The sequence below is a fragment of the uncultured Gemella sp. genome (assembly GCF_963515875.1).
Classification (GTDB): Bacteria; Bacillota; Bacilli; order Staphylococcales; family Gemellaceae; genus Gemella.
Window position 1 is genome coordinate 45234 of record NZ_CAUPZX010000003.1, and the last position, 12417, is coordinate 57650.

A 12417-nucleotide genomic window follows, 5' to 3' on the forward strand; every position below is an offset into this window, starting at 1 on the left:
AATATATCCAAAATAAAAACTCAAAATTCAGTTGTGGATTTTTGAGTTTTTATTTTTGGTTCTTTGTCAAATTCGGTTGATTTTGAAAATTAGGAGGAAGCTATGCTATATTAAGTGGTATAGCTTTTTTCCTATTTTTTCGTTTTAATCTTATTTCCTTCTTTTTAGCGAGAATATCCTGACGCTCTTCTATAGAATACCTAGGTTTCTTCTTAGTCTCTGAAGGTGTAAACAGGCTAAAAACAAGAAGTATTTTAGCTTTAAAATTACTAAAGGTTCTATAACCATACGAAATACGCTTGATAACTTTAATTTTGTTGTTAATTCCTTCTAAAGGACCGTTAGAAAGCCCATTGTAGTACATAGTATTCTTAATCTGTCTTTTATATTTTCTAAGTGTTTTAATAGCTGTAAACATATATCTAGGTAGAGTAGATTTATCATTGATTAAAGCTTTAAATCTATCGAAATTATCTTTTTCAAGAGCTTCTCTAAGGTCTTGGATAAGCCAATAACACTTATATAGTTGAGGATCTTGCTTAATTAGGTAGTCGACAATATTTTGTTCGGTAGTGATGTACTTAAAGTATTTAAATTTCTTGTGGGTACCATTATCTAATTCATCATAGCTTGTAAGGAGATTCTTCCAATAACATTTCAATTGTCTGTATAACTCTTTATTTTTATCTTTAATACTGTTCATAAATGAAACTCTATATTTATTAAAAGCTCTATTAACTAACTGAACAATATGGAATCTATCGATTACTATCTTCGCATTAGGGAAAAGTTCTCTAATGATACTTTTATAACCTGAATTCATATCAATAACTACTGCCTTAACCTTACAACGTTCTTGATAAGAATAGTATAAGAAGTAGTCTTTTATAATTTTATTAGTTCTTCCCTGAAGTATATTTTGTATTTTATGAGTTAATGCATCTGCATACACGAAGCTCATTTTGCTTATACTATCAGAAGTAGAAGAAAGTTCATCAAAACACATATAATAAGGTAAACTTTTAGGTCTTTCTAAAGTTTTAGATAGATCAGACTGTATTCTTAATACAGTGTTAGTAGAAACAGCACAAGATTCAGCTATTTCCTTTGAAGTATTCTCTTTAGATAACCTTTTAATAATTCCAGCTCGTAGATTTTTAGAAGTATTAGAATACTTCCTAACTTCAGTAGTTTCAGCTGTAAAGGATTTACGACAACCTTTGCATATGAAGCGATGTTTATTTAAGTATAAGATGACTGGTTTATCAGAAATAGTGGGCATTTTAACCTTTACTTTTCTATAACCATTATTTGTTATCTCACATTTTCCGCAATGAGGGCAAGAGCTAGATGAAGCTTCCAATACCCCGTAATAAACTAGATGTATACAACCATTTATTTCAATTTTCTCTGTTTTATCTAGAATTTTTATATTTTCGTCAGTTATTTGTAGCGTTATTTTAAGAGATTTGCTATAATTACACATATGAATGTAAATTTCCTTTCTTGATTTTTTGCTCATACTTAAATTATAAAGGAATTTTACATTCTTTTCTATTTTTTTATAAATTTAAATACGGCTGATATTTATTATCAACCGTATTTATTATAGACCCTTATTTTTTATTTACACTTTAATTAAAAAATTTTAGATATTATTCTTCCTCAATTAACCAATCGACAATATATTTGATTTCTATACCATCAATATAGTCTATTCCTTCATATCGACCTGTAATTACTATTTTTTTATAGTTATCTTTTATCATTAATAAATTATCAGTTTCATGTGAGTTATTTGGAATTTGATATGCTACTTGATAGTATTCAATTATCCCATCTCTTTTAGCAATAAAGTCTATTTCTTTGTCATCTAATCTAACTATATCTACTTTATATCCTCGTCTCAGAAGTTCTAAGTATACTATATTTTCTAATCGATTTCCTAAATTACCATCTTTATGACTAACAGCGTGGTTTCTAAGTCCATTATCCGCTATAAAATATTTTGAGTTTTGTTTTAAATATCCTTTACCTCTTATATCATATGGCTTAGCTTCATAAAATAGATAAGCATCTTGTAATAATTCTAAATATCTATTTACTGTATGATTAGATATTGTTAATTTCTCTTGTTTTAACATATTTGATATTTTTGTAGGATTTATTAATTGTCCTACATTATCAGCTAAAAATGCAACCACCCTCTTTAAAACTAACGTGTCTTTCACAGATCCTCTTATTGCTATATCGTTTAATAATATCGAATCATAAATTCCTGATAAAATAGTTGTCTTAATTTCTTCAGGTGATAATACAACTCCTGGGAATCCTCCATATTTTTCATAATCTTTATACGCAGAATCTACAGATCTAGAATTAACGTCAATGTTATTTACTTCTAAATACTCTCTAAATGAAAATGGATATATTTCTATTTCCACATATCTTCCACTAAGTAAGGTAGCTAATTCACCCGACAACAATTTTGCATTTGATCCAGTTATTACTATATCTATATCAAAACTGACTCTTAATCCATTAATTACTTTTTGCCAACCATCAACAAATTGAACTTCATCTATTAATAAATATACTTTTTTTCCATTATTTGGCAATAACTCTTTTAGAAGCTCTGAGAATTCTTCAGAATTTTTTATATGTTGATACTCAAATGCTTCTAGATTTATATAAATTACATTTTCTTTATTTATTCCTTGTTCATATAAATAATTACTATATTGTTTTAATAAGACCGATTTCCCAGAACGCCTAACTCCAGTGATTACTTTTATAAAATCTGTATCTTTGAACGAAATTAGTCTACTTAAATAATTATCTCTAATATACATTTTATTCTCCTTTCATTAACTTTATTATCATATTACTATTATTATACCATATTTCTTCATTAATTGGAAGTAGACTTCCAACTTTTGTATTTTTTACTATGAATTAGAAGTTCACTTCCAACTTTCTTCATTTTTATCCTAATTTGGAAGTATACTTCTAACTTTTGTTTTTTTCCTCAGAATTGGAAGTAGATTTCCAACTCCTTTTATTTTTTTCTTATTCCTTTTATACAGATTTATATTTTTACAATCACTTTATTTTCTGATAAACTATAATTGTAAATAAATAAAACACTTACATTTATGTAAATAAGAGGAGATTAAAATGGGAAAATTTAATAAAAAAGTTGTTTCAGTAGCTTCAATTGCCGCAACATTACCTGCCCTAATCGGTAGCTATGCAGGATATCAAAAATTACGTTATAAACGTAGTGCTAAAGCTGGTCTAATCGAGTTATACCTTGGTAATAAATATAAGAAGCTAAGAGATATAGATGAAACTAAAAGATTAGAACAACAAAAAGCAGATAAGATCGAAGAATCTGTAAATGTATATGAATTCGATACTAAGTCAAAATTCTATACTAGGATTGTTTCTGATAGACAAGTTTGGTATTTAAATAGTGTAAATACTTCTAACTCTACTATTTTCTATATTCATGGTGGTTCTTACGTTCACGAATTCGTAGATATTCAATGGGAGATGGCTGATAAGATAGCCCAAGAAGCTGACGCAGAAGTTATTATTCCTGATTACGGATTAGCTCCATTCTATACATATAAAAATAGTTATGAACTTCTAACAAAATTATATACAGACTATATTGCTAAAAATCCAGATAAAAATGTCTATATTATGGGAGATAGTGCTGGTGGTGGCTTAGCTCTAGGATTAGTTCAAGAGTTTGTCCAAAATAATATTACTCTACCTAAAGGTCTTATCCTACTAAGTCCGTGGGTTGATTTAACTATGTCGAATCCTGATATTAAAAAATATGTCAAAAAAGATCCTCTACTACATGTCGATACTTTACTAGCTGATGCTAAATCTTGGGCTGGTGATGCAGACTTATCAGATTGGAAGGTTTCTCCATTGTATGGTGATATGAGAGGTTTACCTCAGGTACTTCTATTCTCTGGTACACGTGAACTTCTATATCCTGATGCAGGACTTTTAGCAAATAAACTAAAAGAAGCAAGTGTAGAAACCACTTTTGTTGTCGGGGAAAATTTAAACCACGTATACCCTGCTTTCCCTATACCAGAAGCAACGAAGGCTATTTCTAAAATTGTTGAGTTTGTGAAGAGTAAATAATTAAAATTAAATATAAAAAAGATGTACTCAAAATTTGATTAAATAATCTATTTTTGGGTACATCTTTATTTAGTATTATAATTTAGTATTATAATTTACTACGCACGTATCAAAGTCCACTTTTATTCCTCATTTAACCATGAAAGTCCAGTTATACTCTCCATTGTCCGCTATTTTCATCTGTGAATATCCAGTCTTACTCACCAATGTCCACTTTTTTTCATCTACGAATGTCCAGTTTTATTCCTTAATGTCCACTTTTTAATGACGAATGTCCAGTTTCATAAATTAATATAAAAACTCAAAACAAAGATTTCCCCTTATTTCGAGTTCGTATATTTTTATCATTTTGTGAGTTCTATAAATTTGGCTCTATTCTAAATTTATATTTTCCTTTTCCATACCCCTCTACTTTTTCAATAAGTTCGTGTACTAGCATCTCTTTTATTATTTCTGATGCTCTTGATGTTTTTAGTTTTGTAACTTCCATCACTTCTTTTCTTCCAAATACAGAATCAAAATTGAATTTATCATAAAGGTTCTTAATATATTCCTTATTTTTATCAGAGAAGTTTTCTAGTTTATCGTTATAATTATATGTTGAAATCTCTCTATCTTCTTTTATCCAATTGATATGTAATTCTCTATTTTTTAATGGTGTACTTTCATCTAGTAGTAAATTTCTTAAAAATAACTCTACAAATTCAAATGTTGAATAGATTTCTTTCTTTAAATTTCTGTAGTTTGCTCTAACTAATGCATTTCTAAAATACCAAGAGTTAGCAGCGAATATATCATTTGTTACATCAAAACCTAATGTTCTTAGATATTTGATAAAAAATACAGCTGTTGTTCTTGTATTCCCTTCTTCAAAAACATGGATTTGCCATAGTCTTGAGATAAATTCTGATAAGTGTTTTATTATTTCATTCGTTGATAAACCATTATACTGGAATTTTTTCTCTTGCTCAAGATCATACTCTAGAGTTCTAACTAATTCACTTGCACTTCCGTATATTACTGTTTCTCCGTCTAAGACCCATTCTTTTTTTGTAATATTATAAGTTCTGATTATCCCTGCGTGTTTATATATTCCTTCAAATAACTTCCTATGAATAGCTAAATATTCCGTTGGGGAAAAAGTAAAAGCTTCTTCCGATAAAATTCTTGCTATTCGAACAGATACTTTATCAGCTTCTTCTACGCGACTTTCTTTATTTAGTTCTGGATTTTCTTCATAATATGAATGAAGCAGTATATCGGCTTCTTCTAGTGTTATTTCACCTTCTATGTTTCGCAATGCTGTATTAATTAAATATTGAGATGGAGTTAAACCATCAACTTCCTGCAAACCTATTGCTGTCTGCCATGCATAACCTTTTTCTCTCTTAGAAGGTTCTGATTGTATTAAATATTCTTTAAACGGATCTTCAGTCATTTCATTTTCCTCCCATAAGTTATTTTTCAATAATTACACGTTAACAGATTTAATTTTAACATTATATAGTAAATGTATATTGTTTAACTCAAAAAATTATATTTCTTGTTTTATTTCCGTATTATTTATTATATATAACAATTATGTTCTTTGCAATACATAAGAAACTTTTCTACGTTTTAAACACTAAAAAACTCGAAACAAAGATTTCTCCTTGCTTCGAGTTCTTTTATTATTTTCGTTATTATCGTTTTGCGATTTCTTCTAATAACATCTTGTTGATCATTTGTGGGTTGGCTTGTCCTTTTGAGGCTTTCATGATTTGACCTACTAAGAAACCAATCGCACGGTCACGACCGTTTTTGTAGTCTTCGATAGATTTTGGATTATTATCTAATGCTTCATTTACCCATGTTAATAATTGTCCACTATCTGATACTTGTACAAGACCTTTTTCTTTAACGATTTGTGCAGCATCTCCACCATGTTCGATAAGTTCTGCGAATACTTTTTTAGCGATTTTACTTGAGATTGTTCCGTCAGTGATTAATTTAATCATTCCTGCTAAACCTTCTGCAGTTAATGCTGTATCTTTAAGTTCTTGTTGAACTTTGTTTAAGTATGCATTCACATCTACCATTAGGTAGTTAGAAGCTAGTTTTGGATCTGCTCCTAAAGCTACAGTTTGCTCGAACATGTCTGACATTTCTTTAGTTAATGTAAGTACGTGTGCATCGTATGCTGGTAATCCAAGTTCCTCTTGGTATCTTCTTTGACGAGCGTCTGGAAGTTCTGGAATAGTTTTTCTTACTTCTTCCATCCATTCATCAGAGATGATCATAGGCACGATATCTGGCTCAGGGAAGTAACGATAATCGTCTGAACCTTCTTTAACACGCATAAGTTTTGTTGTTCCTGTTGTTTCATCAAAACGACGAGTTTCTTGGTTGATTACTCCACCAGAAAGAATAACTTGTTCTTGACGTTTTTCTTCGTACTCTAAACCTTTTTTAACGAAAGTGAATGAGTTTAAGTTTTTAAGCTCAGTTTTTGTACCAAATTCATCTTGACCATAAGGGCGGATTGAGATATTCGCGTCACAACGCATTGATCCTTCTTCCATCTTAACGTCAGATACTTCGATGTATTGAATGATTGAACGTAATTTTTCTAAATAAGCATATGCTTCTTCTGGAGTTCTGATATCTGGCTCAGATACGATCTCGATAAGTGGTGTCCCTTGACGGTTAAGGTCGACTAGTGAATAACCATTTTTGTGAGTTAATTTACCAGCATCTTCTTCAAGGTGAGCACGTGTAATACCGATACGTTTTGTTTCTCCGTTTACTTCGATATCAATCCATCCATTTTCTCCGATTGGTTGATCAAATTGTGAGATTTGGTATGCTTTCGGGTTATCTGGATAGAAGTAGTTTTTTCTATCAAATTTTGACTCACGAGCTACTGTCATGTTAAGCGCCATTGCTGCTTTCATTCCCCATTCTACCGCTCTTTTGTTTACTACTGGAAGTACCCCTGGGTATCCTAAGTCGATAACGTTTGTGTTAGTGTTTGGTTCTGCACCAAAGTGAGCTGGAGATGGTGAGAATATTTTTGAATCTGTTTTTAATTCTACATGGACTTCTAGTCCAATTACTGTTTCAAAATGCATCTTGTTTCTCCTATTATAATTCTATTTTTTTATCGTGTAAGTTGTAGTGTTGTTCGAAGTTGTACGCTACATCGTATAGTGTAGATTCTGCGAATGGTTTAGCAATAATTTGCATACCAATTGGACGGTTACCTTTGAATCCACATGGAATACTGATACCTGGTAATCCAGCCATGTTTACTGGGATTGTTAAGATATCGTTAGCGTAGATTTTAATTGGATCTCCTACTTCTTCTCCTATGTTGAATGCTACTGTTGGAGCAGTTGGTCCAATGATTACATCGTATTCTTCGAATACTCTATCAAAGTCTTGTTTAATTAATGTACGAACTTGTTGTGCTTTTTTGTAGTATGCATCGTAGTATCCTGAAGATAGTACGTATGTTCCTAACATGATACGGCGTTTAACCTCAGCTCCAAATCCTTCTCCACGTGTTTTTTTGTAGATTTCTTCCAGGTTTGTTGCGTTTGGACTTCTAAATCCGTAACGAATACCATCAAAACGAGAAAGGTTTGAACTTGCTTCAGCAGATGCGATAATGTAGTAAGTTGAGATAGCGTAGTCTGTGTTTGGAAGACTTACTTCTTCTACTATAGCTCCTTGACTTTCTAAGTATTTAACACCTTCAAGTACTGCTTGTTTAACTTCTTCATCAATTCCAGCACCGAAGTATTCTTTAGGAAGAGCGATTTTCTTACCTTTGATGTCTCCAGTGATGATTTTACTGAATTCTGGTACTTCTACAGGTGCACTAGTCATGTCGTTGGCATCTAATCCTGAGATGATTTCTAATACACGAGCGTTATCTTTAACTGTACGAGTCATTGGTCCAATTTGGTCTAATGATGAAGCGAATGCTACTAATCCAAAACGCGATACACGTCCGTATGTTGGTTTTAATCCAACCACACCACAGTATGAAGCTGGTTGACGTACAGAACCACCTGTGTCACTACCTAGAGTGAAGCTAACTTGTCCTGCTGCTACTGCTGTAGCTGAACCACCACTTGATCCTCCTGGCACCGCATCTAAGTCATGAGGGTTACGAGTTAATTTGTAGTAAGATGTTTCTGTAGAACCACCCATTGCGAACTCGTCCATATTTAATTTCCCTAAAAGGATTGGGTTTTCTTTGTTAAGTTTATTCATTACTGTTGCATCGTAAATTGGATTGAATCCTTCTAAGATTTTTGATGCACAAGTAGTTTGAATGTCTTTTGTAACGATGTTATCTTTGATTCCCATTGGGATACCGAATAATTTACCTTCAGCGCGTCCTTCTTCTTGAGCACGGTCTAAAGCTTCAGCTTGTTTTAATGCTACTTCTTCAGTTACTGTAATGAATGAACCTACTTTTTCATCAGTAGCTTTAATTCTGTCTAGTGATTCTTTTACTAAATCACTTGGTTTAATTTCTTTATTTTTAAGTTTAAGTTCTAAACTTTCAATTGATTCATGTAATAAACTCATTAAATTATCTCCTTATTTTATTCAATAATAGTAGGTACTTTGAATTGTCCTGCTTCTGTTTCTTTAGAGTTTTTAAGAACTTCTTCTCTATCTATTCCATCATGAGCTACGTCTTCTCTAAATACATTAACTAAGTCTAGAACGTGATAAGTTGGTTTTACATTTTCTGTTGGTGCACTGTTGATTGTATTGAATAAATCTACAACTTTCTCTAATTTTTCGATGTATCCATCTACTTCATTTTCTTGAATTTCTAATCTAGAAAGATGAGCGATGTGAGCTACTTGTTCTTTTGTAATTGTTGTCATAAGTTCCTCCATATTTTTGTCTATTTTAACTACTAATATTAGTTATAACCTCTTATATTTTGAAATAAAAAAACGCCCCCTATAGTTATTTAACTACATGGGACGATTACTAGTTTCGTGGTGCCACCCGAATTCATATCAGTTTCCTGATACCTTTCAATATATATTCGGTTTTATAAAAAGTGTTGCTTATTTCAATCATTATTATTTAATCTTTCAGCCTGGGGATTAAACTCTCTTTTAAAAAAACATGAAATAAAAGTCTCTTTACTAATATTTTATATTACAGTTTACTTAGTCTATATTATACTAAACTACCGTCATTGTCAAGGATTTTGCAAAAAATGTTAGAGTGAGTGAAGAATTATTGCTTTTTATAATTGAATTTTCTAATCGCTCTAGGTTGGATATATATTTTTTTATATGACATGATTGTCTCCTAACTTTATTTTGTTTGTTGATATTTTGAAATAAAAAGAACGACTATGAAAAATTGATTACTAAGAAACCATAATTTTCTAGTCGCATCCTTCTCTTGTTATTTATACATTTTTATATTATTTAAAACTTAAAACTGTTTTACCTCTTGAACGTCCATTCGCTACTTTATCTAATGCTTTATTTACTTCTTTAAAGTCAAATACTGTTTCTATTGATGGTTTAATTTCTAATTTTGTGAAAATGTCAACTACTTCTTGAAGTTGCTTCCCATTTGATTCTACGAAGATGAAATCATACGATACTCCATATTTATTCGCCATTTTATCAAATTTTCTTCCAGCTAATCCTAGGATAAATTGTTTCCACCAAGCTAAATTCATACGTTTAGCGAAACTTCCATTTGGCATCGCTCTTAGTGACACTAATTTACCTCCAGATTTCATAATAGTCATTTGTTTTTCTGTTTCTGCTCCACCTAAAGTATCAAGGACATAATCAACGTCTCTTAATACTTTAGTGTAATCTGTTGTTTTATAGTCGATGAATTGATCAACACCTAATTTTTCAACACGTTCTTTGTTTTCTACACTACCATTAGTGATTACTGTCAGACCTTTTGCTTTAGCGATTGGAATAGCCATACCTCCTACTCCACCTGTTCCACCTGAGATGAAGATTGTTTTTCCTGATTCTGCTCCCATAAGTTCTAAAGCTTGCATAATTGTTAATGCTGTTAATGGAACGGCTGCTGCTTCTTCATCAGTTAGATAATCTGGTACTTTAGCGATTGCATCTTGGTTAATAGCTACATACTCTGCAAAAGCTCCGATTTTCTCTAATGGTAATCTAGAGAATACTCTATCTCCAATTTCAAAATTAGCTACATTACTTCCTTTTTGTTCGATAATACCTACTACTTCATTCCCAGCAACTTGTGGAAGTGTATAAGGTACGATAATCTTCACTTCACCTCGCGAAATCATATTATCTAGTGGATTTACTCCTACTGCTGTAACTTTTACCAACACTTCATTTTCATTTATTGTAGGTACTGCTACATCTCTAATTTCAAGTTCTATATTATTTTTATTATATTTTGTATGTACTGCTGCTTTCATTGTTTATTTTTCTCCAATTATGTATAATTCTTTAATTAATTTTTCTAATGTTTTACTTTCAAGTTTTTTATAAAAAGCTTCTTGTGCTTCATTAAATACTGGCTGTAATAAATTTTCGATATTAAAACCAATTGGGCATTCTTTATTGGCTCCTTCATGGATATTTACTAAATATTTTTCAGGATAAATGATTTGATAAATTTCTGATAATGTAATGTCTTTAGGCTCTTTTGCCAATTTTATTCCAGTTTTTCCCTGTTGGCTTTCTATTAAACCGCCTTTTTTTAGAAGCGCTATAATTTTTCTTATGTGGCTGCTATTAGTATTAACACTTTGTGCTAGTAGCTCCGAAGAAACTACTTTATCTGTTTCTGAAATATATATTAGTATGTGTAATGCTACTGAAAATTTTGTATCCATATTTTCTCCTTTAATCTCTTTTTTTAAATCATCCAATTATAATCTTTTAACTTGTTCTCGTATCAGGTACAAGTATAAGTTTAACATTGAATTTAGCTTATGTCAACTACTTTTTAATTTTTTTAAAAACTATTTATAAAAGTGACTTTATACCTCAACTATAGAGATAAGCCACTTCATACTTATCGTACATATTTTCTAATTTCTTATTTCATTACAAATTTTTAGTTTCTTTTTCTTGGAAAATATTTCTTCATGTATTCTACACTCGAAATATTAGCAACTACTCCACCTTTTCAGTTGCTTAAATATAGAAAATAGTATAATATGTGTAGGTATGTAGATTACTAGAATACTCTAGTTAATATGTAAAAATAAAACATTTGTGAGGTATATAATGGAAAATTGGGTTGAAATTACAATTCATACTACTAATGAAGCTAGTGAAATAGTTGAGTCTATTCTTCTTGATTATGGTTCAACTGGAGTTGCCATCGAAGATCCTACTACTCTTGAGGAGAACTTACATGATGATTTCGGTACTATCGTTGAGCTTAGTCCTGCCGATTATCCAGAAGTCGGAGTTATCGTTAAAGGATACATTAATGAGCTAAATTTTGATGAAGAAACTTTCAAGCGTTTTGAAGCTGAGCTTCTTGCTTTAGGTGAAAATATCAACATTGGAGATTTCTTCAAAATTGAGACTACTATTATTCAAGATAGCGATTGGGAAAATTCTTGGAAAGATTATTTCGATATTCTTAATATCGGTGAAAAATTCGTTATTGTACCTACATGGCGTGAATATGAAAATACTGAAGATAAATATATTATAAACATTGATCCTGGTATGGCTTTTGGTACTGGTGGTCATGAAACTACTTCTTTATGTATTAAAAATCTTGAAAAATATGTACAAAGAAATGATAATGTTATAGATGTGGGTTGCGGTAGTGGTATTTTAAGTATCGCAGCTAGTTATTTAACTGACGGTAATATTAAAGCTGTTGACTTAGATAAACTTGCTGTTGATGTTTCTTTTGAGAACTTCGCGTTAAATAATCTTGAGAAAAGAATCGAGGTTGATCAAGCTAGCCTTCTTACAAAAGAAACTAAAAAATACAACATTATTGTAGCGAACATTCTTGCTCATATCATCGAACTTATGCTTGATGATGCGTATAACTTATTAGAAAATGGTGGTTACTACATCACTTCTGGTATTATCGAAGATAAAAAAGATGAGCTTCTTGAAAAAATGTTAGAACGCGGCTTTAAACTTGTTGAAGAAACTTCTGATAACGGATGGTATTCTTTCGTAGTAACTAAATAATATTTAAAAACTCTTGGTTTTATATAAAGTAAATATATAATCAAGAGTT

The 12417-nt window shown here is 30.9% G+C and carries 10 protein-coding genes; 2 read left to right on the top strand and 8 right to left on the bottom strand.

Annotated elements, in window-relative coordinates; genetic code table 11:
* Positions 1-100: 100 nt before the first annotated feature.
* Positions 101-1486 carry an ISL3 family transposase gene (locus tag RWL85_RS01250; RefSeq protein WP_314084046.1) on the bottom strand — a complete coding sequence of 462 codons (1386 nt, stop codon included), beginning with the start codon at positions 1484-1486 and terminating at the stop codon, positions 101-103.
* Between the two features lie 169 nt (positions 1487-1655).
* On the bottom strand, positions 1656-2852 hold the full coding sequence (locus RWL85_RS01255; protein ID WP_314084047.1) for an ATP-binding protein: 1197 nt from the start codon (positions 2850-2852) through the stop codon (positions 1656-1658).
* A 325-nt stretch (positions 2853-3177) separates the two neighbouring features.
* Between RWL85_RS01255 and RWL85_RS01260 the strand changes: the two genes are divergently transcribed.
* Positions 3178-4167, top strand: a complete 990-nt coding sequence (locus RWL85_RS01260) for an alpha/beta hydrolase (protein WP_314084049.1) — start codon at positions 3178-3180, stop codon at positions 4165-4167.
* Between the two features lie 358 nt (positions 4168-4525).
* Here the strand turns inward: RWL85_RS01260 and RWL85_RS01265 are convergent, their stop codons facing one another.
* From RWL85_RS01265 to RWL85_RS01290, 6 genes are all read right to left on the bottom strand, one after another.
* The gene (locus RWL85_RS01265; RefSeq protein ID WP_314084050.1) at positions 4526-5605 is read right to left on the bottom strand and encodes a Fic family protein; all 1080 of its coding nucleotides are present in this window, start codon (positions 5603-5605) and stop codon (positions 4526-4528) included.
* A gap of 244 nt (positions 5606-5849) precedes the next feature.
* The gene (gatB, locus tag RWL85_RS01270) at positions 5850-7277 is read right to left on the bottom strand and encodes an Asp-tRNA(Asn)/Glu-tRNA(Gln) amidotransferase subunit GatB (protein ID WP_314084052.1); all 1428 of its coding nucleotides are present in this window, start codon (positions 7275-7277) and stop codon (positions 5850-5852) included.
* A 13-nt stretch (positions 7278-7290) separates the two neighbouring features.
* Positions 7291-8748 (bottom strand): Asp-tRNA(Asn)/Glu-tRNA(Gln) amidotransferase subunit GatA, encoded by a 1458-nt coding sequence (gatA, locus tag RWL85_RS01275; protein WP_314084054.1) that lies wholly within the window; start codon positions 8746-8748, stop codon positions 7291-7293.
* Between the two features lie 17 nt (positions 8749-8765).
* The gene (gene gatC / locus RWL85_RS01280; protein WP_314084057.1) at positions 8766-9056 is read right to left on the bottom strand and encodes an Asp-tRNA(Asn)/Glu-tRNA(Gln) amidotransferase subunit GatC; all 291 of its coding nucleotides are present in this window, start codon (positions 9054-9056) and stop codon (positions 8766-8768) included.
* A gap of 557 nt (positions 9057-9613) precedes the next feature.
* Positions 9614-10615, bottom strand: a complete 1002-nt coding sequence (locus RWL85_RS01285) for an NADP-dependent oxidoreductase (protein ID WP_314084059.1) — start codon at positions 10613-10615, stop codon at positions 9614-9616.
* Positions 10616-10618: 3 nt separating this feature from the next.
* A complete protein-coding gene (locus tag RWL85_RS01290) occupies positions 10619-11035 on the bottom strand; it encodes an Rrf2 family transcriptional regulator (protein ID WP_314084062.1) in 417 nt (138 codons plus the stop codon).
* A 397-nt stretch (positions 11036-11432) separates the two neighbouring features.
* Between RWL85_RS01290 and prmA the strand changes: the two genes are divergently transcribed.
* Positions 11433-12368: a 50S ribosomal protein L11 methyltransferase gene (prmA, locus tag RWL85_RS01295; RefSeq protein ID WP_314084063.1), complete on the top strand. Its 936-nt coding sequence runs from the start codon at positions 11433-11435 to the stop codon at positions 12366-12368.
* Positions 12369-12417 lie beyond the last annotated feature (49 nt).

Coding starts and splice junctions, on each gene's coding strand:
- RWL85_RS01255 (WP_314084047.1), bottom strand. CDS start 2,852: ATGTATATTAGAGATAATTATTTAAGTAGACTAATTTCGTTCAAAGAT.
- prmA (WP_314084063.1), top strand. CDS start 11,433: ATGGAAAATTGGGTTGAAATTACAATTCATACTACTAATGAAGCTAGT.
- gatC (WP_314084057.1), bottom strand. CDS start 9,056: ATGACAACAATTACAAAAGAACAAGTAGCTCACATCGCTCATCTTTCT.
- RWL85_RS01290 (WP_314084062.1), bottom strand. CDS start 11,035: ATGGATACAAAATTTTCAGTAGCATTACACATACTAATATATATTTCA.
- RWL85_RS01265 (WP_314084050.1), bottom strand. CDS start 5,605: ATGACTGAAGATCCGTTTAAAGAATATTTAATACAATCAGAACCTTCT.
- RWL85_RS01260 (WP_314084049.1), top strand. CDS start 3,178: ATGGGAAAATTTAATAAAAAAGTTGTTTCAGTAGCTTCAATTGCCGCA.
- RWL85_RS01285 (WP_314084059.1), bottom strand. CDS start 10,615: ATGAAAGCAGCAGTACATACAAAATATAATAAAAATAATATAGAACTT.
- gatA (WP_314084054.1), bottom strand. CDS start 8,748: ATGAGTTTATTACATGAATCAATTGAAAGTTTAGAACTTAAACTTAAA.
- RWL85_RS01250 (WP_314084046.1), bottom strand. CDS start 1,486: ATGTGTAATTATAGCAAATCTCTTAAAATAACGCTACAAATAACTGAC.
- gatB (WP_314084052.1), bottom strand. CDS start 7,277: ATGCATTTTGAAACAGTAATTGGACTAGAAGTCCATGTAGAATTAAAA.